The organism is Mesorhizobium sp. NZP2298, from assembly GCF_013170825.1.
In the GTDB taxonomy this organism is placed as follows: Bacteria; Pseudomonadota; Alphaproteobacteria; order Rhizobiales; family Rhizobiaceae; genus Mesorhizobium.
The window spans coordinates 2,951,334-2,976,783 of sequence record NZ_CP033365.1 but is presented as its reverse complement, the minus strand read 5'-3'; the positions used below and the strand labels follow the sequence as shown (position 1 = coordinate 2,976,783).

At 64.3% G+C, this 25,450-nt stretch carries 24 protein-coding genes; 13 read left to right on the top strand and 11 right to left on the bottom strand.

Annotation, left to right across the window (positions count from 1 at the left end):
- Positions 1–6 precede the first annotated feature (6 nt).
- Both EB231_RS14370 and EB231_RS14365 read left to right on the top strand, forming a co-directional pair.
- Positions 7–969, top strand: coding sequence for an efflux RND transporter periplasmic adaptor subunit (locus tag EB231_RS14370; protein WP_246740949.1), 963 nt, complete (start codon positions 7–9; stop codon positions 967–969).
- Positions 966–4,163 (top strand): efflux RND transporter permease subunit, encoded by a 3,198-nt coding sequence (locus tag EB231_RS14365; protein ID WP_172349378.1) that lies wholly within the window; start codon positions 966–968, stop codon positions 4,161–4,163. Before EB231_RS14370 ends, EB231_RS14365 begins: the two co-directional genes overlap by 4 nt.
- A 72-nt stretch (positions 4,164–4,235) precedes the next feature.
- On the opposite strand, the gene EB231_RS14360 is transcribed toward EB231_RS14365, so the two are convergent.
- Positions 4,236–4,808: a hypothetical protein gene (locus EB231_RS14360; protein ID WP_172349377.1), complete on the bottom strand. Its 573-nt coding sequence runs from the start codon at positions 4,806–4,808 to the stop codon at positions 4,236–4,238.
- Here EB231_RS14360 and EB231_RS14355 point away from each other — a divergent pair.
- Positions 4,807–5,415 carry a Crp/Fnr family transcriptional regulator gene (locus EB231_RS14355; protein ID WP_172349376.1) on the top strand — a complete coding sequence of 203 codons (609 nt, stop codon included), beginning with the start codon at positions 4,807–4,809 and terminating at the stop codon, positions 5,413–5,415. The genes EB231_RS14360 and EB231_RS14355 overlap by 2 nt on opposite strands.
- A 172-nt stretch (positions 5,416–5,587) precedes the next feature.
- Here the strand turns inward: EB231_RS14355 and EB231_RS14350 are convergent, their stop codons facing one another.
- The gene (locus EB231_RS14350) at positions 5,588–6,070 is read right to left on the bottom strand and encodes a hypothetical protein (RefSeq protein ID WP_246740948.1); all 483 of its coding nucleotides are present in this window, start codon (positions 6,068–6,070) and stop codon (positions 5,588–5,590) included.
- Positions 6,071–6,394: 324 nt separating this feature from the next.
- Here EB231_RS14350 and EB231_RS14345 point away from each other — a divergent pair, with 324 nt between their 5' ends.
- The 5 genes from EB231_RS14345 (at position 6,395) to EB231_RS14325 (ending at position 11,920) form a co-directional block, all read left to right on the top strand.
- Positions 6,395–7,108 (top strand): ABC transporter ATP-binding protein, encoded by a 714-nt coding sequence (locus EB231_RS14345; RefSeq protein ID WP_172349375.1) that lies wholly within the window; start codon positions 6,395–6,397, stop codon positions 7,106–7,108.
- A gap of 17 nt (positions 7,109–7,125) precedes the next feature.
- Entirely contained in the window at positions 7,126–9,468 is a 2,343-nt protein-coding gene (locus EB231_RS14340; protein ID WP_172349374.1) for an ABC transporter permease, read from the top strand.
- Between the two features lie 2 nt (positions 9,469–9,470).
- Complete coding sequence (locus EB231_RS14335; RefSeq protein ID WP_172349373.1) at positions 9,471–10,658, top strand: efflux RND transporter periplasmic adaptor subunit; 1,188 nt, start codon at positions 9,471–9,473, stop codon at positions 10,656–10,658.
- A gap of 165 nt (positions 10,659–10,823) precedes the next feature.
- Positions 10,824–11,228: an OsmC family protein gene (locus EB231_RS14330; RefSeq protein ID WP_091584909.1), complete on the top strand. Its 405-nt coding sequence runs from the start codon at positions 10,824–10,826 to the stop codon at positions 11,226–11,228.
- On the top strand, positions 11,225–11,920 hold the full coding sequence (locus tag EB231_RS14325) for a VIT1/CCC1 transporter family protein (RefSeq protein WP_172349372.1): 696 nt from the start codon (positions 11,225–11,227) through the stop codon (positions 11,918–11,920). The genes EB231_RS14330 and EB231_RS14325 overlap by 4 nt, the downstream gene beginning before the upstream one ends.
- A gap of 24 nt (positions 11,921–11,944) precedes the next feature.
- Here EB231_RS14325 and EB231_RS14320 read toward each other — a convergent pair whose 3' ends face one another.
- The 3 genes from EB231_RS14320 to EB231_RS14310 all read right to left on the bottom strand — a co-directional run bounded on the left by EB231_RS14320 (position 11,945) and on the right by EB231_RS14310 (position 16,619).
- Positions 11,945–13,072, bottom strand: coding sequence for an AI-2E family transporter (locus EB231_RS14320; RefSeq protein WP_246740947.1), 1,128 nt, complete (start codon positions 13,070–13,072; stop codon positions 11,945–11,947).
- Between the two features lie 46 nt (positions 13,073–13,118).
- Positions 13,119–15,680 (bottom strand): cation-translocating P-type ATPase, encoded by a 2,562-nt coding sequence (locus EB231_RS14315; protein WP_172349371.1) that lies wholly within the window; start codon positions 15,678–15,680, stop codon positions 13,119–13,121.
- A gap of 102 nt (positions 15,681–15,782) precedes the next feature.
- Positions 15,783–16,619, bottom strand: a complete 837-nt coding sequence (locus EB231_RS14310; protein WP_172349370.1) for a universal stress protein — start codon at positions 16,617–16,619, stop codon at positions 15,783–15,785.
- 345 nt (positions 16,620–16,964) lie between these two features.
- Between EB231_RS14310 and EB231_RS14305 the strand changes: the two genes are divergently transcribed.
- Positions 16,965–17,720: a pseudouridine synthase gene (locus EB231_RS14305; protein WP_172349369.1), complete on the top strand. Its 756-nt coding sequence runs from the start codon at positions 16,965–16,967 to the stop codon at positions 17,718–17,720.
- 25 nt (positions 17,721–17,745) lie between these two features.
- On the opposite strand, the gene EB231_RS14300 is transcribed toward EB231_RS14305, so the two are convergent.
- Positions 17,746–18,153, bottom strand: coding sequence for a hypothetical protein (locus tag EB231_RS14300; RefSeq protein ID WP_172349368.1), 408 nt, complete (start codon positions 18,151–18,153; stop codon positions 17,746–17,748).
- Between the two features lie 73 nt (positions 18,154–18,226).
- Positions 18,227–18,640, bottom strand: a complete 414-nt coding sequence (locus EB231_RS14295; protein ID WP_172349367.1) for a hypothetical protein — start codon at positions 18,638–18,640, stop codon at positions 18,227–18,229.
- A gap of 550 nt (positions 18,641–19,190) precedes the next feature.
- Here EB231_RS14295 and EB231_RS14290 point away from each other — a divergent pair.
- Positions 19,191–19,592, top strand: a complete 402-nt coding sequence (locus EB231_RS14290) for a VOC family protein (protein ID WP_172349366.1) — start codon at positions 19,191–19,193, stop codon at positions 19,590–19,592.
- Between the two features lie 32 nt (positions 19,593–19,624).
- Here the strand turns inward: EB231_RS14290 and EB231_RS14285 are convergent, their stop codons facing one another.
- Both EB231_RS14285 and EB231_RS14280 read right to left on the bottom strand, forming a co-directional pair.
- Complete coding sequence (locus tag EB231_RS14285) at positions 19,625–19,948, bottom strand: hypothetical protein (RefSeq protein ID WP_172349365.1); 324 nt, start codon at positions 19,946–19,948, stop codon at positions 19,625–19,627.
- Positions 19,949–19,959: 11 nt separating this feature from the next.
- Positions 19,960–20,541 (bottom strand): histidine phosphatase family protein, encoded by a 582-nt coding sequence (locus tag EB231_RS14280; RefSeq protein ID WP_172349364.1) that lies wholly within the window; start codon positions 20,539–20,541, stop codon positions 19,960–19,962.
- Between the two features lie 283 nt (positions 20,542–20,824).
- Between EB231_RS14280 and EB231_RS14275 the strand changes: the two genes are divergently transcribed.
- Together EB231_RS14275 and EB231_RS14270 are read left to right on the top strand one after the other, a co-directional pair.
- A complete protein-coding gene (locus EB231_RS14275; RefSeq protein ID WP_172349363.1) occupies positions 20,825–22,357 on the top strand; it encodes an alkaline phosphatase family protein in 1,533 nt (510 codons plus the stop codon).
- A 282-nt stretch (positions 22,358–22,639) separates the two neighbouring features.
- Entirely contained in the window at positions 22,640–23,089 is a 450-nt protein-coding gene (locus tag EB231_RS14270; protein WP_140774137.1) for a universal stress protein, read from the top strand.
- Between the two features lie 18 nt (positions 23,090–23,107).
- On the opposite strand, the gene EB231_RS14265 is transcribed toward EB231_RS14270, so the two are convergent.
- The gene (locus EB231_RS14265) at positions 23,108–23,857 is read right to left on the bottom strand and encodes a sulfite exporter TauE/SafE family protein (RefSeq protein ID WP_172349362.1); all 750 of its coding nucleotides are present in this window, start codon (positions 23,855–23,857) and stop codon (positions 23,108–23,110) included.
- A gap of 260 nt (positions 23,858–24,117) precedes the next feature.
- Here EB231_RS14265 and EB231_RS14260 point away from each other — a divergent pair, with 260 nt between their 5' ends.
- Positions 24,118–24,993 carry a LysR substrate-binding domain-containing protein gene (locus tag EB231_RS14260; RefSeq protein ID WP_172349361.1) on the top strand — a complete coding sequence of 292 codons (876 nt, stop codon included), beginning with the start codon at positions 24,118–24,120 and terminating at the stop codon, positions 24,991–24,993.
- 3 nt (positions 24,994–24,996) lie between these two features.
- Here the strand turns inward: EB231_RS14260 and EB231_RS14255 are convergent, their stop codons facing one another.
- Positions 24,997–25,401, bottom strand: coding sequence for a DUF6314 family protein (locus EB231_RS14255; protein WP_172349360.1), 405 nt, complete (start codon positions 25,399–25,401; stop codon positions 24,997–24,999).
- Positions 25,402–25,450: the final 49 nt, after the last annotated feature.

Sequence of the window (25,450 nt, the reverse complement as noted above, 5' to 3'; positions counted from 1 at the left end):
ACCCGCATGCGCATGCCCCTCTTGGTCGCCGCGTTGCTGGCAACCTCTCCAGTGTTTGCCGGCACGCTGACGCTGGCGCCGACGACGGTGACCGAATGGAAAGCGGTCTATGGCCGTGTCGAGGCGCGCGACACCGTTCCGGCGCGCGCCCGCATCGGCGGCCTCATCGTCGACCTGGCCGTCACCGAGGGTGAACTGGTCAAGGCTGGGCAGAAGATCGCCACCGTCCAGGACGACAAGATCGCCTTCCAGGTCGCGGCGCTGGACGCCCAGTTGCGCGCGCTGCAGGCACAGCTGGACACCGCGCAATCAGAACTCACCCGCGGCCAGACGCTGGTCGACAAGGGTGTCATGACCGCGCAGCGTCTTGACCAGTTGCGCACCGAGGTCGACGTCGCGCGCAACCAGCTTGCCGCGACCGAGGCCCAGCGTTCGGTCATCGTGCAGCAGGGCGCCGAAGGCGATGTCTTTGCTCCCGGCGACGGTCGCGTGCTGACCGTTCCGGTGACGCGCGGCGCCGTCATCATGGCCGGTGAAGTGGTCGCCACCATCGGTGGTGGCGGCGTGTTCCTGCGGCTGGCCGTTCCGGAGCGTTACGCTGCGTCGCTGAGAGAGGGAGCCGCCATCCGCATCAATGCCGGCGGCAAGGGAGCCACCGGCCGCCTCGCCAAGATCTATCCGCAGATCGACAACGGCCGCGTCATCGCCGACGTCGAGGTCGACAATCTCGATACCAATTTCATCGATGCCCGAGTCCTGGTCGAGCTGCCGGTCGCCGAGCGCTCCGCGTTGCTGGTGCCGGCGTCGGCGATCGCAACCCGCTCGGGCATCGATTTCGTCCGCGTCACCGTCGGCGGCACACAGGCCGAACGGGCGGTGGTCACCGGCGAGCGGACCAAGCGCGCCGACGGCGACTATGTCGAGATCCTGACAGGCCTCGCGGCCGGCGATGTCGTGATCGCGCCATGAAGGGTCCTGCCTCGCTCGGTATCGCCGGCGCGCTGACGCGGGCTTTCATCGCTTCGCCGCTGACGCCGCTGTTCCTGGCCGCCGCCTTCGTCTTCGGGCTGGTGGCGCTGCTCACGCTGCCGCGCGAGGAGGAACCGCAGATCTCGGTGCCGATGGTCGACATCTTCGTGAGCGCCGACGGGCTGAAGGCCGACGATGCCGTCAAGCTCATCACCGAGCCGCTGGAGACGATCGTCAAGGGCATCGACGGCGTCGAGCATGTCTATTCGCAGACGCGCGACGACCAGGTGATGGTCACCGCCCGCTTCGTCGTCGGCACCTCGTCGGACGCCGCCGTGCTGCGCGTCCACGACAAGGTGCGCGCCAACATGGATCGCATTCCCGTCGGCGTGCCCGAGCCGCTGATCGTCGGCCGCGGCATCGACGACGTCGCGATCGTCACGCTGACACTGTCGCCGAAGCCGGAAGCGGCCGCGCGCATGACGCCGAACGACCTGACCCGCATCGCGCGCGAACTGCGCACCGAGATCGCCAAGATCGACAATGTCGGCCTGACCTACCTGGTCGGCGACACCGGAGAGATCATCCGCGTCGATCCGAACCCGGAAAAGCTCGCCCTTTACGGCGTCACCTTGCAGCAGCTCGCCGCCAAGGTGTCAGGCGCCAACAAGGCCTTTCCGGCCGGACGCGTGCGCGACCGGGGCGAGCAGATCGACATCGTCGCCGGCGAAACGCTGGCCTCGCCGGACCAGATCGGCAACCTGCTCCTGACCTCGCGCGACAACCGCCCCGTCTATGTTCGCGACGTCGCCGACGTCGCCTTCGCCACCGACACCGGTGATGCGCTGGTGTCCACGGTCACCAGGGCTGGCGCCGGCGTGGAGCGCGTGCCGTCGGTCACGCTCGCCATCGCCAAGCGCGCCGGATCGAACGCGGTCGCGGTCGCCGACGCCATCCTGCACCGGGTCACCCTGCTCCAGGGCGAGCTGATCCCGGGCGATATCGCGATCGACGTGACGCGCAACTACGGCGAGACCGCCAACGACAAGGCCAACGAGCTTCTTTATCATCTCGGCCTGGCGACGATCTCGATCATCCTGCTGGTCTGGGTCGCCATCGGCCGCCGCGAAGCCATGGTCGTGGCCGTCGTCATTCCGGTGACCATCCTGCTCACGCTGTTTGCCTCGCGCGTCATGGGCTACACGCTGAACCGCGTCTCGCTGTTCGCGCTGATCTTTTCCATCGGCATCCTCGTCGACGATGCTATCGTGGTGATCGAGAACATCTCGCGCCACTGGGCCATGGGCGGCGGGCGCGACCGCCGGCAGGCGGCGATCGAGGCGGTGGCCGAAGTCGGCAACCCGACCATCGTCGCCACCTTGACCGTGGTCGCCGCACTGCTGCCGATGCTGTTCGTCTCGGGAATGATGGGCCCCTATATGAGCCCGATCCCGGCCAACGCCTCGGCGGCGATGATCTTCTCCTTCTTCGTCGCGGTGATGGTGACGCCGTGGCTGATGCTCAAACTCGCCGGGCGCGCGCCGGTGCATGCCCATGGGGACCATGGCAATGGCGGTCCGCTCGGCCGCGCCTACACAGCCGTCGCCCGGCCTATCCTGGCCTCGAAGAAGGCGAGCTGGGCCTTCCTGCTCGCGGTCGGTCTGCTGACGCTCGGCTCGCTCGCGCTGTTCTACACCGAGCACGTCACGGTCAAGCTCCTGCCCTTCGACAACAAGTCCGAATTGTCGGTCACCATCGACCTGCCGGAAGGGTCTTCCGTCGAGGCGACCGATGCGGTTGCACAGGCCGTCGCCGCCAGGGTTCTCGAGCTGAAGGAGGTTCGATCGGTCCAGACACATGCCGCGACGGCGGCGCCCTTCAATTTCAACGGCCTCGTGCGCCATGCCGTCCTGCGCACCGAGCCGCAGCAGGGAGACGTGGCGCTCAACCTGCTGCCGAAAGCGAACCGTACCCGGTCCAGCCACGAGATCGCGCTCGACGTGCGCCAGCGCATCGCCACGATCCCGGTGCCGCAAGGCACCAGCCTGAAGGTGGTCGAGCCGCCGCCCGGTCCGCCCGTGATGGCAACGCTGCTGGCGGAGGTCTACGGACCCGACGGCGAGACGCGCCGCAAGGTCGCCGAAAAGATCGAGACGGCGTTCCGCTCCGTGCCCTTCATCGTCGACGTCGACAATTCCTGGGGACAGCCGGCACGCCGGCTGCGCGCCACGATTTCCACCGACGATGCGGAGTTCTTCCATGTCGAGGAAAGCGACGTCTTCGACACGCTCGCCATCCTCAATGGCGGCAAGACCGTCGGCTATTCGCATCGCGGCGGTGGCCGCCAGCCGATCCCGATCCGCATCGAGCGGCCGAAGGGCGAAAGGACGCTCGACGAGCGCTTCCTGACCACGCCCATTCCGACCAACGTCCTGCCCGGCGACCGCGGCGTGGTCGAACTCGGAGATGTTGTGCGGGTGACGCCGGAGCGCGCCTCATTCCCGGTGTTCAGGCACAATGGCCGCGCCGCCGAAATGGTGACGGCCGAGCTTGCCGGCAGCTTCGAGGCGCCACTTTACGGCATGCTCGCCGTCAGCAAGGCCATCGACGCGCAGGACTGGACCGGACTGCAAAAGCCCGCGATCTCGCTGCATGGCCAGCCGGAGGATGAAAGCCGGCCGACGCTTCTGTGGGACGGCGAATGGGAAGTCACCTGGGTGACCTTCCGCGATATGGGGGCGGCCTTCGGCGTCGCCCTGCTCGGCATCTACATCCTGGTCGTCGCCCAGTTCGGCTCGTTCAAGGTGCCGCTGGTGATCCTGACGCCGATCCCGCTGACCTTCATCGGCATCCTCGGCGGACACTGGCTGTTCGGAGCGCCGTTCACCGCCACCTCGATGATCGGCTTCATCGCGCTGGCCGGCATCATCGTGCGCAATTCGATCCTGCTGGTCGACTTCATACGTCACGCCGCCTCGCCCGACAGGCCGTTGAGCGAGGTTCTGATCGAGGCCGGCGCGATCCGGTTCAAGCCGATCCTGCTCACCGCACTTGCCGCCATGATCGGCGCCGCGGTGATCCTGACCGATCCGATCTTCCAGGGCCTGGCGATCTCGCTGCTGTTCGGCCTCGCCTCCTCGACGCTGCTGACGGTGCTGGTCATCCCCGCGATCTACCGGGTGCTGCGCACGTGAAGGTGTCGGAGGGCCGGATTATGACCTGGATCACGCGAAAATATTCAGGTGAAGAATTCTCCAGCTCCCGTTTCAGAGATGAGGGTCTTCGCCTCGCGCGATCATCATGTGGTGGTGCTGATGGTGCATCCCCTGAGCCATGAGCCCGAAGAACCCGAGGCCGCGCAGTTTGGCGGCATCCGCCGCCGGGGGCCACACGGTCAGGGATGCGCCGCCGTCGATATCGGAAGCGTCGAAACGCCAACCGTCCACCCCGTTCATCGTCGCCGCATGGGCCTTCACCATCCGGCGCACGGAATCCCGAACGGCTCCCGAACCCGTGACCAGGAAGCGGGTTCCGCCCGCGACCGGCTCGCTCTTCACATCGGCGGCCAAAGTAACCGCGTTCATGTCGACGAGATGCGCGCGCAGGGCGTCGATGTCCACTTTGGACCAATCCGTGTGAGGATCAGCCTCAAGGATCGCCACGATCTCCTGGATCGCCGCGAACGCACCTTGGCCGGGCTCCGTCGGAACCTCGGCGCCCGTGGCTTGCCCGCTCATCATCCGCATATGCATCTTATGGTCCATTCCGCCTGACTGGGCTTGCTGGGCACAGGCTGCGGAAGAAACCAGGCAGGCGGCGACTGCGAGGGCGCGTATCATGGCAATTGCTCCGTTGACCAGCCATGCTTGCCACAGCCTCAAGCAACGCTACATGATAGAAATCATGTCGCCCCCGCTAATTGCCTTGCTCGACCGTCTGGAAGGCCGCGAGATCGAGTTCGCGGCGGGAGCACCGGTGTTTCATCTGGGTGATCCCGTCCGGTTCATTCACGTCGTGCGTTCGGGCGTCGTTCATCTGGTCAGGCATCAGGACAATGGGACGGCCCTGATCCTTCAACGTGCGGGTCCAAATTCTATCCTGGCCGAAGCCTCGTTGTATTCAGCCTCTTACCATTGCGCGGCCCGAACGGAGGTTGCTGCCGTGACCTGGGCCATTCCGCGCGCCGGCCTGCTCACCCGGATCGAGGAAGACACGGAGCTGGCGAGCGCGTGGGCGCGCCATCTCGCCCACGAGGTCCAGCAGGCGCGACTGCAGTCGGAGATCTTGTCCTTCAAGACAGTCGCGGCCCGCCTCGATGCGTGGGTGTCCTGGCATGGGAGCCTTCCGGCCAGGGGACACTGGTCAACGTTGGCCCGTGAAGTGGGTGTCAGTCCCGAGGCACCTTATCGTGAAATCGCCTGGCGCCGAAGGCGTGACACGATTTGATTTCCGCGGACGACCGCTTCTTCCAGAACTCCACACAGGTTGCCGCCCGTACACCGGCGGCGCGATCCTGAGTGCAAGCAGGGAGGCGATGCAGGGCAGTTTCGACCATAAGGTCAACTTCAGACAAAGTCCTTCACCTTGATGTCGACGCCAATCTCGCCCCTTGCCGACATCAAAGCGCGTCACGCAATCGTTCAATCAGGCGTCGAGGACCAGACAACGGATGCTCGAGCAATGGATGTGCCTGGGCATCCGGAACGACTTCAGGCATCGGCGCGCCGGGGCAGCCGTCCTGAACCTTGGTCCAGGACGAGGCATTGAGCACGGTGTCGCAGCGCGCGAGGTGCGCGCCGCCGGCCACCACGAGGCAGGCAAACCCGCCCTCCGGGATGAACTGGCCGTTGGCACGGCAGACGGATGTAGCCGGCGCGGGCCCCGGCGCCGGATCGCCCGGGCAATGGTCAAGAACCTCGTTCCAGGACAAGATATTGAGGTTCATCTCGCAGCGGGCCAGGTGGCTCGCCCCGCCGGCCCTCAGGCAGGCATATTGCCCGGGTTCAAACCGCCCGAAGTTAGCCATGCATACCGCATCGGCCCACGCCGGCACCGTCATGCCGGCGAGTAGCACGGCGGCAGGAAATACGGCGCTCTTCACTTTAGCGTCCCCATCACTGATACCTGCTCCATCGCATTGTCCGATTGTGGCAACATAAGGTCCAGACAGGGCTTGGCCATACATGCACAGGGACCAAGCGACCGGATTCTGATCTGGATCAACACCAGGTTCACAGACAGAGCTAGGTCGACGCGGAAAATGGGATGCCGCGCTCGGCATCGGGGATTTGCGGTTTGCTCACCACGGTTCCGAACTTGACAAGAGTCAAGGCGATCAGGCCGTCGAGGCTTTAGGACCTGTCCGGCGTGGGCCGGAACCGGAGTCCGCATGCCAGTCCAGAGACCAGACGTAGAGAGTTCAGCCATGCAGCCCCTGGCCCCGGTATTCGTCGCCCGGGGATTGACCAAGGTCTATGGCGCGGGCGATTCACGTGTCGTGGCGCTGAAGGACGTCGACCTCGATATCCGACAAGGCGAATTCATCGTACTTCTCGGCCCTTCCGGGTCAGGCAAATCGACCCTGCTCAACATCCTCGGCGGATTGGACGCGCCAACGTCAGGCACGGCGACCTGGCGAGATCACGAACTGACCGGAGCCAGCGACGAGCAGCTGACGACATACAGGCGCGAGCATGTCGGCTTCGTGTTTCAATTCTACAACCTGATACCGAGCCTCACTGTCGATGAGAACGTGCGGCTGGTCGCGCAGATCGCCAGCAATCCGATGACACCAGCCGAAGCGCTCGAACTCGTCGGACTGTCACATCGCGCTGGTCACTTTCCTTCACAATTGTCCGGTGGAGAACAGCAGCGCGTCGCGGTGGCACGCGCAATCGTGAAACGGCCGGATATCCTGCTCTGCGACGAGCCGACCGGCGCGCTCGACGTCGACACTGGCAGGCTGGTTCTGGCGGCAATCGCCAAGGTCAATGCGGAGCTGAACACGACGACCGCCGTGATCACTCACAACTCGGCAATCGCGGGGATGGCTCATCGCGTGTTGCGGCTGAGCGGCGGGCGCATCGTCAAGGAAGAACCGAATCCGCGGCGCATCCGGGCCGAGGATGTGACATGGTGAACGTCCTTGACATCAAGGTGGCGCGCGACCTCTGGTCGATGCGGCTTCAGGTCCTCAGCATCGCGCTGCTCGTCGCGGCCGGCGTGGCCGTCTTCGTGATGTCGGTGTCGAACTACCAGGCGCTGATCGGCGCCATGGAGGCACACTACCGCAACGAACGTTTCGCCGACATCTTCGTGGGCATGACGCGCGCGCCGCTCTCGATCGTGGATCGGCTGCGCGAAATCAACGGCATTGGCATCGTGGAGCCGCGCGTCGCCGAGCCAGTGCGCGTGATCCGAGAGGACACCAACCTCCCGATCTCGGGGCGCGTCATTTCGCTCCCTGCCGCGGGTCAGCCGTTGCTCAACCGCCTGCATCTCGTGCAGGGACGCTGGCCCGATCCGCTGCATCCGGAAGAAGTCATCATCAACGCGGCGTATGCCGAGGCGCGCGCCGTGCGGAGCGGAGAAACCATCGAGGTGGTACTCAACGGCCGGCTGCAAGGCTTCCGCGTCGTGGGCACCGCCCTGTCACCCGAATTCATCTTTGCCACCCGCGCCGCGGTGCCGCTTCCGGACGATCGGAATTTCGTGGTGGTGTGGGCAAACGAGGATGCGGTGGCAAGCGCATTCGACATGAAAGGCGCCTTCAACGACGCGCTGATGACTCTGGCGCCCGGCGCGGGATCACAACATGTCCTGGAAGAGGTCGATCGGTTGCTGGCGCCATACGGCGGCACCGGAGCCTATGGCCGGAGCGATCAGCCGTCGCACCGTTTTCTCAAGGACGAATTGGCGGAGCAGGAAACCCTGAGCATCGTCATGCCATCGGTCTTCTTCGGCATCGCGGCGTTCCTGCTCAACGTCGTCATTGGCAGGATGGTGGAGGCACAACGGGGGCAGATCGCTTCGCTGAAGGCGTTGGGGTTTGCGAACCGCACCATCGCCTTCCACTACTTCAAGCTGGTCACCGCCATCGCATTGCTGGGATCGGCGATGGGTCTGGTCGTGGGGCGCTGGTTCGCGATCGGGGTTGTCGGGAGCTATGCCGCCTTCTTCCGGTTTCCATCGCTGGAGGCGCCACTGGAGCCATGGCTGCTCGTTGCGGCGACCCTTGTCAGCGTCGGCGCGGCGAACCTTGCCGCGGCATCGGCGGTATACCGGATTGCCATGCTTGCTCCCGCCGAAGCCATGCGTCCCGAGACGCCGCCCGCGTTGCACACATTCAACTGGCTGCAGACGATCGGAAGTCAGCGAATTCCGCTCCAGTACGTGATAGCGGCGCGCACGATCCTCGGGCGGCCCGTGAGGACGCTGTTGACGACCGTCGGAATCGCGCTGGCCATTCCGCTCATTCTGTTCGGGCTCTACTGGTTCGACGCCATCGACTACATGATCGATGTAAGTTTTGGACGCATCGAGCGCGGTGACGCGTTTGTTACTTTCACGGAACCGGTCTCGGCGGATGCACTCTACGAGTTGCGGGCGATACCTGGCGTGCTTGAGGCTGAAGTCCAGCGAGTCGTGCCGATCATATTGCGAGCTGGGCATCGCGCCTATCGCACCTCGGCGACTGGTCTGGATTCCGGTTCCGAGCTCAAGGTGCTGAGAGACAGCGCGCTACGGCCGATTGCCGTACCCTCCGATGGCATCATGCTCAGCCGGACGATCGCGAGGCAGCTCGATCTCAACGTCGGTGACGGTGTCACGATCGAGGTGCTCGAAGGCAGCCGAGCCGTGAGAGAAGTCACCGTCCGCAGGATTTCGGACGATATTTTGGGGGCGTCCGTGACGATGGAGCGCACCGCACTCAATCGCCTGATGCGGGAGGGTTCCGTTGCGAATGTCGCGACCTTCAGGATCGATCCGGGTCAATCTGAACTGCTCTGGTCCAGGATAAGGTCAATGCCGAAGATCGAGGGAAGCTCGGTCAAGGCCCTGTGGTTTGCGTTGTTCAACGAAACGATCGGCGGAATGGTGGTTATCGGCGCGCTGGTCCTCTCGGGGTTTGGAATGCTGATCGCCATAGGCGTGGTCTACAACAGTGCCCGCATCGCCCTGCAGGAGCGCGCCTGGGAATTGGCCAGCCTGCGCATCATCGGACTGACGCGGCGTGAGGTATCTGCCGTCATTATCAGCGAGCTTGCCGTGGAGCTGATTGTGGCCATCCCCGCGGGGCTCCTGATCGGACGGTACCTGATCGAGTTGATCGCGTCGGCGCGTGCGAGCGAGTCGTTTCAGATCCCCGCTGTGATCGATCGGAGCAGTTATGCCATCGCCGCGCTCCTGGTCATCGGCGCGGCCATCGCCAGTTTCATCACAATCCGCCGCAGGATCGACAGGCTCGATCTCGTGGCTGTCCTGAAGACGAGGGACTGAACATGAAGCGTCGAACAATTTCGATCGCGGGCGCACTGGGGCTGGCGCTTGCGGCACTGGGTTTCTACTGGCTCCTGATGCCGCAACCGATCCTTGTCGAAACCGCCGGGGTGATGACCTCGCGCTTCCAGGACATTGTTGAAGAGGACGGACGCACGCGCGTGCGGGATCGCTACCTGGTTTCGGCGCCTTTGTCCGGGCGGATCCAGAGGTTGGCACTCAAGGCCGGCGATATCGTGCGGAAGGGACAAAAGCTGGCGACCATTACGCCGCCAGTTTCGCCGCTTCTCGACCCCCGCGTGCGGCTGGAGCTCGAGGCCCAGGTTGGTGCCGCCGAGGCGGCAGTCGAGGAGTCGGCATCGCTTCACGAGCAGGCCAAGGTGCTGCTGGCCCAAGCCAGTGCCGATCTCGAACGCACGAGAGAGCTCGTCAAGCGCAAGGTGGCGGCGGCGGCTCAACTGGAGCGTGAGGAATTCCTGTTCCGCTCCACGCAGCGACAAACCGATGCCGCCGAGCGGCGCTGGCACGCGGCCACCCATCTTCTGGAACAGGCGCGCGCGGCACTGAACTCCGCCGACAATTCCGAGGCCAGCGAGAGTTTCCCGGTATCCTCCCCCATCGACGGCCGCGTTCTCAGGGTCATGCAGGAGAGCGAGACCATTGTCGCGCAGGCAGCCCCGTTGCTCGAGTTGGGTGATCCTGGCGATCTCGAAATTGCCGTCGACGTTTTGACGACCGATGCCGCCCGAATAAGGGAGGGCGACAAGGTGATCATCGAGCGCTGGGGCGGCCCCACGGATTTGCATGGGGCCGTGCGGCGTGTCGAGCCCTCCGGCTTCACCAAAATATCGGCGCTCGGCGTCGAGGAACAGCGCGTCTGGGTCATCGTCGACATAACCTCGCCACGAGAGACGTGGGCCAGCTTGGGGGATGGCTACCGCGTCGAGGTCAAGATCGTGGTTGACGAGAACGACCAGGCAATCGTCGTGCCGATCGGAGCCCTGTTCCGGCGCGGCGATGCCTGGAGCGTCTTCGTTGTCGAGGCCGACCGCGTTCATCTCCGAGAAATCCAGGTTGCGCGCCTCTCGGCTCGCATCGCCGCCGTTGCGCAGGGCTTGCACCCTGGCGAGATCGTCGTCGTCTATCCACCTGCTAGCCTTGCCGAGGGGCGCAAGGTCAAGCTCCAGTAAGGGCAATCAGCCGCACGCCATTTCGCCGCCGCAGGATCATGGCTGGCCCTCGTCAGCGCTTTAACATCCAATCCGGACCTGACGTGGATCAAGATCATACTCCCGATGCGGTGCTAAAAGGGTTCACTTCACCGAGGTGACAGGGCAGACAAGGCAAGCAGCACCATGTTCGAATACAGCGTTGAAGCCAGACGGACCGATGCACGAGGCAGCGTCGCCACCACCAAGAACGCCACGCTTGTTCTCGACACCTGTCTCGAGGGCCGGGCCGATGCCTTCAATCCGGCCGAACTGCTTCTGGCGGCGATCGCCGCCTGCATGATCAAGGGCATCGAGCGCGTCACCCCGATGCTCGGTTTCAAGCTGCGCGGCGTCAGGGTCGCGTTGCATGCCGTTCGGCGCGACAGCCCGCCGGGGATTGCCTCGATCGACTACGAGCTTGTCGTCGACACCGATGAAACCGACCAGCGGCTGGAGCTGCTGCACAAGAACGTCCGCAAGTACGGCACGATTTCCAACACAGTCGCCGCCGCCACCAAACTCGAAGGCACGATCAGGAGAAAAGCATGAGCCGCCTGCATGTCGAAAACCACCTCGTGTCGCGCATCGGCTGGCTGCGCGCCGCCGTGCTGGGCGCCAATGACGGCATCGTCTCGACGGCGAGCCTGATCGTCGGCGTGGCGTCGGCCGCCGCGCCGACTTCGCAGGTTCTGGTCGCCGGGATAGCCGGGCTGGTCGCCGGCGCCATGTCGATGGCTGCCGGCGAATATGTCTCGGTCAGCTCCCAATCGGACACCGAGAATGCCGACCTCGCCCGGGAGCGCGAGGAACTCAGGACGCAGCCGGAATTCGAGCGCGAGGAACTCGCCAACATCTACGTCAAGCGCGGGCTCGATAAGGGCCTGGCGCGGCAGGTCGCCGATCAGCTGATGGCCAGGGACGCGCTGGCCGCGCATGCCCACGACGAACTCGGCATTTCGGAAATGACCACGGCGCGGCCGATCCAGGCGGCGCTGACCTCCGCGGCGACCTTCAGCGTGGGCGCGGCGATGCCGCTGCTCATGGTGCTGGTCGCGCCGGCCTCCATGCTGGTGCTGGCGGTCTCGCTTGCGTCCCTGCTCTTCCTTGCCTTGCTGGGCGCCATCGGCGCCAGGGCCGGCGGCGCCAACATCCTTCGCGCAACGCTGCGCGTGACCTTCTGGGGCGCCTTCGCCATGGCGCTCACCGCCGGCATCGGCGCGCTGGTCGGCACCGCGGTATAGACGCCCGACCCCAAGATCCAGAGGTCATTCCTGTTTCTTGCCGCTGCTGATCTTATCGCGCGCGGCCCATACCTCGATGAGCAGCATCGTCACCGTGACAGCCAGGGGTCCCAGTATGAATCCTGGAGCCCCGAACAGGGCGAGCCCACCTATCATCGATATGAAAGCGGGAATTGTATGAAGCCTCAGCTGGTTTCCGACCAACATCGGACGAAGGACGTTGTCGATGCCGCCTACAACAATACCGCCCCAGCCCGAGAGGATTAGGGCCTTGCCCCAATCACCATCAAGCAAGAGGAGGATTGCTGCCGGTATCCACACGACGAACGAACCCAACACTGGCACGACGGAAAGCAGACTCATCACCACGCCCCAAAGAAGGGGCGTCGGCAACCCGAGGATCCAGAACATCAGCCCGCCCAAGGAACCCTGAACTGCCGCCACGGCGAGCGTCCCGTATACCGTGGCATGGACGGTATCGAACACCCGCAGAAACAGTCGCTCGGTGTCTGCGTTCTCCAGCGGTATCCAATCGCGAAACAGGCGCGCGATTGCGTTCCGATCACGCAAGAAATAGAATAGCATGTAGAACGTCAGGAGGACTTCCGCCACCTGCAACACGGAACCCTTGACGAACGTCGCACCGGCGTTGCTCAGCCATGTTGCGAGGCTCGCCATAATCGACGGCAGATCGATCTGTTGATTGATCCACCTTCCAATGGGTGCGATGCCGGGATGGGCGTCCAGGAGACGTTGGAGCTCTCCATCGGCCACCCGGGTTCGGACGGAGGCTGCCCCGGAAGCAGCTTCCTCCACCAAGCGCTCTACCAGGAAAGCCGCCGGGACAACGACGAGCAGTACTATCGTCAAGACCGAAACCATCGCCGCAACGTTGGGGTGTTTCAACTTCGTCTCGATCCAGGCATGGAAACGGACAAAGAGGATTGCCAGGGCCAACGCCCATGTGATCGCGCCCAAGAATGGCTCGGCCAAAAGCACGCAGACGACAATCCCGCCGATCGCGGCGGCGGCCAGTACAAGTGTGCCCACGTGGCTTCCACGAACTCGTGGATTGTCGGCGTTCATCTTGCCAACACCGAAACGGTTCGTCCGGGAATTTCCTTCACGTATCCAACCCTTGTTGACATCCAACTCTTCTCCAACCGACGACTCGTGGATCGGCTCATTGAATCCGCGGCTAGGCCTTCAGCCGCTCCCCCCAGAATGGCTTCAGCAACTCCAAGCATGCCAGCACGGCGGATCCCGCGGCAAGCGTTACCGCCAGATCGTCGAGGTGTAGCGGTCCGAAGCGGAAGAGACTGGTGGCAAACGGCCACAGAAGGGTACCGCCCAGCATTGAAGCAACGGCCACGACAACGATCATGAGCGACCGGTTCGGCCTGATGAGCGCGGTCAAGAGCGACGCGCTGAAGGAGCGGTTGACAAAAATCAGCCCCACGATTGTCAGCACCAGCGAGAAAAAAATCAGGGCGCGGACTTCGTTCTCAGCCATGCCCTGTCTCAGGGCGACAAGGTAAATGGCCGCGAGAAGCGCGAAGGCGAGCGCCCCCTGGATCAGGCCCCACCCGATCAACGCCCCGGAGAACAGTGGCGAGTCCGGATTGCGAGGCGGACGGCGCATGACATCGTCTTCTTCGCTTTCAGCCTCGAAGACCAGCGAGCACACGGGATCGATCACCATCTCCAGAAAGGCGATATGTATCGGCCCGAACAGGATCGGCAGGCCAAACAGCAACGGCAGCAGCGAGAGACCCGCGATCGGCACATGGACCGCGAAGATGAACCCCATGGCCTTGCGCAGATTGTCGAAGATGCGGCGGCCAAGCCGAACGGCTTTGACGATCGAACCGAAATCGTCGTCGAGCAGCACGATCGACGACGCCTCGCGCGCGACGTCGGTGCCGCGGCCACCCATGGCAATCCCGATATTGGCTGCCTTGAGGGACGGCGCGTCATTGACCCCGTCCCCAGTCATGGCGACGATTTCACCACTCGCCTTCAGCGCGTTGACGATGCGAAGCTTCTGCTCGGGCATGATGCGCGCGAACACGGTCGCACTTTTCACACGCAGTGCCAGCTCGTCGTCACTGAGCGCTTGCATCTCACTGCCGGTCACGACGCTTTCGGCATCGAGGCCCGCCTGACGCGCGATCATTTTGGCGGTTGCCGGGTAGTCGCCGGTGATCATCATCACCCTGATGCCGGCGGAACGGCAGTCGCTCACGGCTTCAGGAACGCGCGCGCGCAGGGGGTCCGTCAGGCCGACCAGCCCGAGAAATTCGAATTTGAAATCGTGTTGCGTCTTCGGCAAGTCGGTGCCGTGATGAGACCCGTGGGCCACGCCGAGCACACGCAGCCCCTCGGCCGCCATGGCCTCGACCGAGCTCTTCAGGGCCTTGAAGTCCCTTGCGTTCAGATGGCACAGCGCCCCGATCGCCTCTGGCGCGCCTTTTGCCGCAACCAGCGAATTGCCATCGCCACGTGTCGATTGCCAGACATTCGACATCGCCAGCAGTCCGGGTCGAAGCGGATATGCGTGGACCAGTTCCCAATCCGGTTTGTCCAGAATCCTGTGCTCGGACAGCCGTTCCTTGCCGAGTTTGTGAAATGCGATCTCCATGGGGTCGAAAGGAATCTGGGCGCTGGCAAGCACACCCGTCTCGACCAGATCGGCGAATGCCGCCGGCAGGTCGGTGCCCGGCTTGTCCGCCATCCGAAACGACATTCCATCCGCCGACCGAAGTTCGGCGATCGTCATCCGGTTCTCGGTGAGCGTGCCTGTCTTGTCGGTGCAGAGGATCGTCGCCGAGCCAAGCGTTTCGATCGCGGCGGCCCTGCGGGTCAGGACGCGCGCCTGCGATATGCGCCACGCACCCATGGCCATGAAGATCGTCAGCACGACGGGAAACTCTTCCGGCAGCATCGACATGCCGAGCGCGATGCCCGCGAGCACGGCGTCAAGCCATCCGCCCCGCAGAAGCCCATAAAGCAGGACCGCGACGAGGCTGACCGCGCCGCCGACCATTGCGAAAATGCGTACGACGCGCCGCATCTGTGCCTGCAATCGCGGCGGTTCCGTCTCCATTGAACTCAGCGAGTGCCCTATCTTGCCGATTTCACTTCGTGGCCCCGTCGCCAGGACTTCGCCAATGCCTGAACCACGAACGATCAGCGAACCCGAGAATATGAAAGGCAGGTCGTCACCGCCTGGTCGGCATTCGCTCAGTGGCGGGGCGCCGTCGGCGGCAATCTTTCGGACCGGTACGGATTCGCCGGTGAGCAGGGATTCGTCGCTCTGCAGATCCTGGCTCTGGAGAAGCCTGGCATCGGCCGGTACCCGGTCACCCTCGCCGAGCACGACGAGATCCCCCCGAACAACCTCGCGACCGGCAATGCGCTTGCGTTCACCACCGCGTATGACCAGGGCGCGAGGGCTGGTGAGATCACGCAACGCTTCCAGGACACGCTCGGTGCGTGTCTCCTGTATGATGGTTATGCCGATTGACATCGTGGCAAAGGCCAGCAGGATCAGCGCTTCCTCCAGATTGCCCAGAATGAGATAGACAACGCCGCCGCCAAGCAGGAGCGCCAGCATCGGCTCGCGAATGACCTCGAAGGCAATCCGCAACGGCGTGCGTTGGTTGGACCTCGGCAGTTCGTTGTACCCTTCGGCGGCAAGCCTGGCTTGCGCCTCGGCCTCCGAAAGGCCTGGAAAGGGATCTGTCGGCACCTCGGCCATGTCAGCTATCCTTGATGGCCTGTTCGACGCAAGTCGGCTCGTGGAAGGACCTACCTGCTTCGCGGCGCTGATAAAGGATCATCATGAAGCGAGGTAGAGGGCTCAGTGTGACAGGAGGATGGGGAGCCGCAAATCCGCAAGAACACCCTCGGTTGCACCGCCGAGCACGAAGTCCCTGACCCGCGAATGACCGTATCCACCCATGACCAGCAGCTTGCCACCAATCTTTACGGCATGCTCCTGGAGAGCGGCGCCTATCGAACGGTCGCCCGCTCGGATCGCAGCGCTTTCGACGGTCAGTCCCCGCATCCGCAGGCCCTCGGCAAGGCGTTCGCCGATGTCCTTTCCGGGAAGCGGCTTTTCGTCGACCACGCTGATGACCGTGATCCTGGCGGCGCGTTCCAGGAACGGCCGCGCGTCGGCGACGGCCCGTGCCGCCACGCGGCTTCCATCCCAGGCGATGACGACATGGTCGAGCACACCAACATCCGTCGCTTCGGGAAAAAGGAGCGTCGGCCGGCCTGCGCCGAACAGTATGGCCTCGGCAGTCATGCGCGCCGTCGGATTGTCCGCGGCCAGGCCGACCAGTGAGAGATCGAAATAGCGGCTTTGTTCCGCGGCAGCATCACCCATCAGGGCCGGCGGCGCCGCGATCTCCTGCGTGGTCAGGGTCACCGCGCCCTGTGAGGCCTCCTTGGCAACCGCCTCCAGCAAGATCTTGCCGCACTTGCGGCTGGTCGCCTCGACCTCTCGAATCTTGCTTGGAAGATCGAGCAGATAGCTCGAAAGCGCGTTCGAAACGTCGGGAATGTCGACATCGACAACGACCGCATGAAGCGCTGCCCCCACCTGCCTGGCGAGCGCCACTGCATTCGAGGCGACCTTCGCCGTATTCGCTTCGGGATATGTAGCCAGCGCGAGACATGCCATGAGTTTCATCGGATTTCGCCTCTATTCGATCGGCGGCCAGATGGCCAACGGCATCTTTAGCCCAATGGATGGGTCAGGCTTTGATTCAACGCAAAACCTCCAGATGCCGAGGCTCCGATGATTGCCTCTCAGCGCATCTGCCAGCGATGCCCCCAAAATCGGGCTCCGTTGGATCGCCATGAACAGGCGACGTGGCCTTCACTATAATCTGTTCGCCAACCAGCGAAGTGCCTTGGCCATGGTGCTCACCGCCGATATCGGCGAATGGCAGTGTAAGCGGCGGCCAGCCGGCCGCGTGCGATGCCGGCATCACCCGTGCCATCTGTCCGGTTCAACGGACAGACCCGCGGCAGCATGGCAGCACGACCACCCACCGGGAAACCACCAGCCGGCAAGCCGCCGGGCGTCAGCCTCAATCGCGCGCTGTCGAAGCTTGGCCTGTGCTCGCGCACGCAGGCCGAGCTGCTGATTGCCGAGGGCCGTGTGCGCGTCGGCGGCAAGGTGGTGCGCGATGCCGCGCTGCGCGTCGACCTGAACCGCGACCGCATCGTCGTCGATGGCGAAAAGGTGATTGCCGAGCACAAGGTCTATGTCATGCTCAACAAACCGCGCGGGCTGGTTACCACACGCGACGACCCACAACAGCGCGACACCGTCTATGCTTGCCTCGAAGGGCTCGACCTGCCCTTCGTCTCGCCGGTCGGCCGCCTCGACAAGGCGAGCGAAGGCCTGCTGTTGATGACCAACGACACGCATTTCGCCAACCGGCTGATGGACCCGGCCTCGCATCTGCCCAAGACCTATCATGTGCAGATCGGCACGGTGCCCGATACCGGGATGCTGGGCAAACTCCGCGCGGGCGTCACCGTCGACGGCGAGGCCCTGACCGCCAATTCGATCGCGCTTTTGCGCAGCGGCGGCCGCACCGCCTGGCTGGAGATCGTGCTCGACGAGGGCCGCAACCGCCACATCCGCCGGCTGCTCGCCGCGCACGGCATCGAGGTCAAGCGCCTCATCCGCATCGCCATCGGCCGGCTGCCGCTGGGCGACCTCGCCAAGGGCTCGGCGCGGCATCTGACGCCGGAGGAGCTGGCGCTGCTGGCGGGCTGAGCAGCGAGGTTGCGCGCGCGAAGCGCTATTCGACGTCGATGCTCACGACCGTCTTATGGGCATTTCCCATATAGGTATGGGTCGAAAACGTGACCTCGTCGTGTCCCTTGAACCCGGGATTCGACCGGTAGAGCCCCTTGATGCCGTTGACCTTGTGCGTGTTGCATTTCCAGCGCTCATTCGATTTGGGGAAACCGGAATAGAGCTTTGCGTGCACAAGCCTGACCTTGCCGTGGCTTGGGCCGGCGATGACCCTGACATCGTTGGCGCCCGCGCTCGAACAGTCCTCGTTGAGGCTCACATCCCTGAGGATATAGATCTCCTGTCCGGACAGCGCCGTCTTTCGATAGCTCTCCGTCCCCGCGGCCGCCGGCCAGGCCGCCAATCCCAGAACCGTCAATGCCGCGACGAAGCCTGCCGTTTTATGCACCATTTTTCAGCGATCTCCTGGCTGCATGAAGTCTCCCCCCGGCCGAGAGGCGGGCGATTGCGGCACCGCTTTCCCGCTACTCGACCTTGATGTTGGCGACAAATCTGAAGGCATTGCCCTCATAGGTGTGGACCGAGAACGTGACCTGGTCCCAACCCGTGAATCCGGATTTCGACCGGTAAAGCGCCTTGACGCCATCCACCATGCGGGCATTGCATTTCGAACGCTCGTTCGATTTGGAATAAGACGGATGCACCTTGCCATGAACGAGTTTTACATTTCCATGGCTCGGGCCGGAGACCACTCGCACGTCATCCTTGCCGGCGCTGGAACAGTCCGGGTTCAGGGTCGTACCACCGAAGACATAGATTTCCTGGCCCGAAAGCGCAGTCTTCTGGTAGGTGGATGAGTGGGTGTAGGCAGCCGCCGGAAAGGCGGTAAACCCCAGAAGCGCAAGCCCCGATATGACACTTGTCGCGCGGCAATTCATGCCAGCTCCCCCAACCCGTGAATTCTCCCACCGACGGTTTTATGACAGCCACAGGAAAGCGGCCAATCACGGAAGCAGTCGCATCAATCAATTCATGGTTATCAGCACAGGATCGAGACAAGCTCCGTCGGCACCCATCCAGGACAGGGCTGGGAAGACTTCCGTCGAATTGGGGGACGGACGTCAGGGCCTCGTTCCTGTTCCGCAGGGCCGGCTCTCCAAGGCCGGCCACCGCGCCGTGGCCACGCGGGCCGACCGCCAGCCGGCCGTCGCGATCCATGCGCGGCGCCACCAGGACCCGGAATGGCGCGCGCAATCGCTGCACGTCATCGAGCCGGCCGCTGGCGGCATCGCCTCGCTGACGGTCTATGTCGGCCCGCTCGCGGCAGGCTGTTCGCCGCCTTCGGCCTGCCGCCAATGGTGCAGGAGAGCTGGTCCGAACCGGAAGCGTGAAACTCACGTCTCTCTCCTGACAGAAAGCTGGCAGGAGGCCTGGCCTATAGAGCGATTGGGAGCCCGACCGCGGCTTCGACGATCAAGGAGCCCTGCGATGAATTTCGTCTCTGTCCGCATCATCACGTCTGATGTCCAGCGCCTCGTGCGCTTCTACGGCGAGATCACCGGCATGCCGGTGACGGTCTACACGGAGGACTTCGCCGAACTGGCGACGCCTTCCTGCACGCTGGCGATCGGCAGCACGCGCACCTTGATGCTGTTCGGCGGCGACATCGCCCGCCCCGCCGACAACCACACCGCCATCCTCGAATTCCGCGTCGGCGACGTCGATGCCGAATTCGCCAGGCTGTCCGACTTGATCAGGAACGTGACCGTGCAGCAGCCGACCACCATGCCCTGGGGCAACCGCTCGCTGCTGTTCCGCGACCCCGACGGCAACCTGGTGAACTTCTTCACACCCGTGACGGCGGAAGCGATCCGGAAGTTCGACAGATAGAATGCTGATTTCTGGCCACCACCGCCAATCGTTCAGTCGGGATTTCCTGTCACCGTAGCGCTCTCCTTGCGCCGAAATGCCCAAAGCGCGAGCGCGCCTGGGCGCAGATCATCGGGATAGTCCAGTCGAGCGATGTCCTCGTCCACGGTCCAGGGTGCCGGGAAGTCGGCGGCCACTTCGGCTGCAACGATCCCGGCATCTTCAGAATCCTGATCGGTGGGCTCGCCGTCAAACACAAAGCGAAGCGTGATCTCTACCCCTTCCCAGGCACAGGTAACCGCCCGAAGCCTGCGCGAAACGGCGCCGAGCAGCGCACGTTGCACGGAAAGCAGCAGTTTCGCTTGAATGTCATGCATGGGCGTACGCCCTACTTCAGGTTCCACCTGCGCACCACCGGCTCGCTGAGGTCATGCTCATAGCCGAGCACGCTGATGCTGGCCGTATCGAGCACGAACAGCGCGCCGCCTTCCGGCGGCAGGCCGAGCCAGCGGGCGGCGAGCACGCGCAGGAAATGCGCGCTGGAGAAGATCAGGATCGAGCCACCGGCTTCACGAAGCTGTTTGATGATCCTGTCGGCGCGGGCGCCGACATCGGCCGCCGTCTCGCCTTGCGGGCAGCCGTCGCGAAAGACGGTCCAGCCCGGCCGCTCGGCCAGGATCTCCTTGGTCGTGCGCCCCTCATAGGCGCCGTAGTCCCACTCCTGCAGATCATCGTTTCTGACGCTTGTCGCACCAAAGCCGGCCAGCACGCTGGTGTTGTAGGCGCGCTGCGAGGGGCTCGACCACACCGCCGAGAACGAAAGGCCCTTGAGCCGCTCCGCCACGCCCCGCGCGGCCGCTTCGCCCGCCGGCGTCAGCGGCATGTCGGTGCGGCCGGTGTGCTGCCCCGAAAGGCTCCACGCCGTCTCGCCATGCCGGACCAGATGGATTTGCGGATACGCGTTGCTCATGGGCTGCCTTTCGTTGATGTCAGGCCAAGCTGTAGCGGTCGGCACAACACAGCGAAAGACCCGGCGGCTAACGCAGCACTTCGGCGCCGCTTCGCCACGTGCGCCTCGCGCCGCTTGGATGGCGGCGGTCCCGGCCGGACCTCCAGCCGCGGGCTGGCCGCCTTACCAATCCGTAAGGTCCTTTGCCAACGAGTTTCATGAACCTGTCATGTGCCCGCACCTATCCTTGATCCATCGCGCCTATTTCTGATCCATCGCGGGCCGCGACATGAGGGACACTTCAATGAAAATGCTATCTCTGGCGCTGGCCGCCGGCACGCTTACGACGGCGTTGGCGGGCGCGCTGTCTGTTTCCAGCGCCAACGCCGCACCCTACAAGCACGTACTGCTCATCAGTATCGACGGGCTCCATGCACTCGATCTGGCAAACTATGTCACCGCAAATCCGAAAAGCTCGTTCGCCGCGCTCGCCCATACGGGGATTTTCTATCCCAACGCGCTGACCAGCGCCCCGTCCGACTCGTTCCCTGGCTTTGTCGCACAGGTGACCGGCGGCACGCCCAAATCGACGGGCGTGTTCTACGACGACAGCTACGACCGCACCTATTTCGCGCCGGCCTCGGATTGCAAGGGCGAGCCGGGTGCCGAAGTGGCCTTCGCCGAGAACATCGACGTCGATTCGAAGCGCCTTGATGGTGGCGGCAAGCCGGGCGATTTCCGCAGCCAGATCGATCCGGCAAAGTTGCCGATGACGCTGGTCAAAGGCAAGTGCTCGGTGGTCTATCCGCATGATTTCGTGCGGGTCAACAACGTCTTCGAGATCGTGAAAGCTCATGGTGGCCGCACAGCCTGGTCCGACAAGCACCCGGCCTACGAATGGTTGAACGGACCTTCAGGCAAGGGCGTCGACGACCTCTACGCGTTGGAACAGGACAGCCTGATCCCCGGCACGAAGGTCAAGACGACGGGCAGCTTCAAGGCAGAACGTGACTTTGACGAAGCGCGGGTCCAGGCGGTGATCAACGAAATCAAGGGCCTCGACAGCACCGGCACGCATCACGTTGCGGTTCCCGCGCTTTTCGGCATGAATTTCCAGGCGGTCAGCGTGGGGCAGAAGCTTCCCAAGGCCGGTCCTGGCGACGAGGTCGGTCTGGTCGGCGGCTATGTGGATGCCAGCGGCGCGCCGAGCAATGGTCTTGCGGGGCAGCTCGCCTATGTCGACGGCGCCCTCGGCGAACTGATGGCCGCACTCAAGGGCAATCATCTCGCCGACTCGACCCTGATCATACTGGCCTCGAAGCATGGCCAGTCGCCTATCGACCCGGCGACGTTCCAGCCACTGGACGATGATCCATACACGAAGACACCGGGCTACGCCTTCCACATCGCCGACGACGCCGCGCTGATCTGGCTCAAGCCGCAAGACAGGGTGAAGAACCTCGCGGCGGCGCGGGATTATCTCGAGAAATCGAGCAAGGCTGAAGGCATCGCCCAGATCCAGCCGCCGAATGCACTGGCTCTCGCCTATCAGGATCCGGCCACCGACAGCCGTACGCCGGACTTCATAGCCACGGTCAATCCGGGTGTGGTCTACACATCTGGTTCAAAGATTGCCGAGCACGGTGGCGCCAATGCGAATGATCGCAACGTGGCGCTCCTCATCAGCGGTCCTTCGCTCAAGCCGAGGTCGGTGCCAGCCCTGGTGCAGACGACGCAGGTAGCGCCCACCATCCTGCGGGCCCTTGGCTATGACGCGAACGAGCTCCAGGCCGTGAAGCTCGAAGGCACCCAGGAGCTGCCGGCGACGCCGTTCTAAGCCTGGAACGGGATCATACGGTTTCACAATTGGCCGCCGGGCATGCCCGGCGGCCAATTGTTTGGGACCGGCATTGTTTGCGGAAAGGCGGCCGCATCGCCAATGGCAGGCTGCATCGGACCGGCCTTACGCCGGTTTCAGGTCCCACCCTCCTCGCCTGGCCCTGATCCACATAGGGCTGGCCCTGTGAGGAGGCCCGCCGCGCAACTATATCAGGGTAAGCCGCTCCAAGGCTCCCGCCACCCCAAGGGCATCGGCCCTTGCACAACAGGTCAGATCACCATGTACAAACATCTGCTCATCGCCACCGACGGATCGGAACTGGCGGACAAGGGCGTCGCCCATGGCCTCACATTGGCCAAGGGCATCGGCGCCGCCGTCACCTTCGTCACCGTCTCGGAACAATTCCCGATCTTCGCCTGGGGCGGTGCCATGGCCGGCTACGCCGCCGGCGATGAACTGGCCGTCTACCAGGAAGAATCGCGCAAATACGGCAAGGAGGTTCTGGCCAAGTGCAAGGCTTCGGCCGATGCGGCCGGCGTCTCCGCCGAGGTGGTCCATGTCGAGGACAAAAGGCCCGCCGAGGCGATCCTGGAACTGTCGCAGGCGCTGGGCTGCGACCTGATCGTGATGGCCTCGCATGGCCGCCGCGGACTGGGCAAGCTGCTTCTGGGCAGCCAGACGGCGGAAGTGCTGTCCTACACCGCAATCCCGGTGCTGGTCGTGCGATAGAGCGCGCCGCAAGCGCGGCTAGTGCAGCGCCTCTCCCGCGAGGTAGGCGCCCAGCATCAGCAGGCCGATCAGGAACACCGTGCGGAAAGTTTCGACGCTCATTGTCCGGCGCAGTGCCTGGCCGATGAACATGCCGGCCAGTGCCGGCGCCAGCGTCAGGACCGAGCCCGTCAGTTGCGTCGCCGGCGACGCCAGGGCGCCTGTCCGGAGCAAGCCGATGGCAAGCGCAACCGTCGATATGGTGAAGGACAGGCCGAGCGCCTGGATCAGGTCTTCCTTCTCCAGCCGCAGCGATTGCAGATAGGGCACCGCCGGAATGACGAAGACGCCGGTGGCGCCGGTGACCAGCCCTGTCGCCACGCCGATCAGCGGTGACATCAAGGCCTCGTGGCGCGCCGGCGCAGTGACGCCGAACTTGAACAGGCCGAGCAGGGCATAGAGCATCAGCGCCGCGCCGAGCCCTGCCGAGGCAGCGCCCGAATGCGCGCCGGTGAGCACCCCCGCCCCGGCGACAGTGCCAAGCACGATACCGGCCATCATCGTCCACAGCCGCCTGATGAGCCCGCCGAAGGAAGGGCCGGTGAACAACTGCCACAGATTGGTGACCAGCGACGGAATCAACAGCAGGGCGGCGGCCTCGGCCGGCGGCATGGTTACCGCCAGCAGCCCCATCGCCACGGTCGGCAGCCCCATGCCGACAACGCCCTTGACGAAGCCGGCGGCGAGGAAGACGGCGGCGATCCACGCGATGACGTCGGCGCTCAGCACGGCCGCACCGTCTCCACGGGATCAGTCATGCGGCAGCATGTCCGTCGCGTCGGCATCAAGGCCGGGTCTTGGCGCGGCATCGCGGCTGCCGGCCTGAGGTCTCGTCACTCATCGCACATCTCCATGGCGAATGATTTGACTGACATATGGACCGCGCACAATGTGGAAGTTGCGCTGCCAGCCTTCGGCTGTGGCGAAGGCTGATCGTCGGGGTCAGCCGGCTTTCCGAACCGCCAGACTGTTTTGCAGGGAACAAAAGGATGCGCTTCGACCTCACCGATCTCCGGCTGTTCCTGCTGGTGGCCGAGCGCGGCAGCATCACCCATGGCGCCGAACTCGCCGGGCTGGCGCTGGCTTCGGCGAGTGCCCGCATCAAGGGCATGGAGGAGCGGCTCGGCGCGCCGCTTTTGGAGCGCCGCCGCCGTGGCGTGGTGCCGACGGCGGCCGGCCAGGCGTTGCTGCATCATGCGCGCGCCGTGCAGAACCAGATCGAGGCGATGGCCGGCGACCTCGGCGTCTATGCCGGCGGCCTGCGGGCGCGCGTGCGGCTGATGGCCAACACCGCCGCCACGGCCGAGCTGCTGCGCGACATCCTGCCGGCCTTCCTGGTGGCGCATTCCGGCATCGACGTCGATCTCGATGAACGCCCCAGCCATGAGATCGTCGAGGCGGTGGCCAGCGGTGCGGCCGATCTCGGCATCGCCGCGACATGGGCCGGCCTGTCGCATCTCGAGCAGAAACCGTTCTTCATCGACCGGCTGATGGTGATCGCCGCGCGCGACTGGCCCGGCCTCCCCAGCCTGCATGCCGTCAGCCTCGCCGGCATCCTGGGCGAATCCTTTGTCGGCCTCGGCCTCGGCCACGCGCTGCAGGAGCACATCACCCGCCAGGCCGCTCGTCTTGGCGGCCACCTGCATATTCGCATCCGCGTGCCCGGCCTCGACAATGTCTGCCGGCTGGTCGCGCAAGGCGCCGGCATCGCCATCGTGCCGGAAAGCGCCGCGCGCCGTTCGGCCCGCCGGCTACGCAGCCTGCGGCTGACCGACGACTGGGCGACGCGCCAGCTCAATCTCTGCGCCCGCGGCTTCGACCAACTGACACCGCAAGCGAAACTGCTGGCGGCGGCGCTGGCCTGAGGACTATGGACCGGTGTTGTCGATGCGAAAGAACCGCCCAAGGCTCGCATAGTTCTTGCGCGGCCCTTTGACCCGCCAGACCTCCACCCATTCGTCCCGTCCGCGAAAGAAGAAACGCCCGACATAGAGATCGGCGCCGCAGAGATGGCGGACGGTCTGCGCCGCCTCCGGCCCAAGCTCGATGAAGTCGCGGCCATCGGCGTGCAGAATGCGCGTCGAATGGTCGAGCTGCTCGAGCCGGTAGCGCCGGCTTGCCGGCATTTCTTGGGATCCGATCCGCATGGTTCCATGCTCGGTGAAGGCATCTTCCGTGACCACGGCGTCGCCGGCGAAGCGGTGGGTCGCGCCGGCCAGGAAATCGATCATGGTGCGGCGGACTTTCCAGTCGCCAACGAGGTTGTCTGCCATTGCTCCCTTTCGTCACAAGGGTCAACCGCGCTTCTCTGGGCGAATGCGA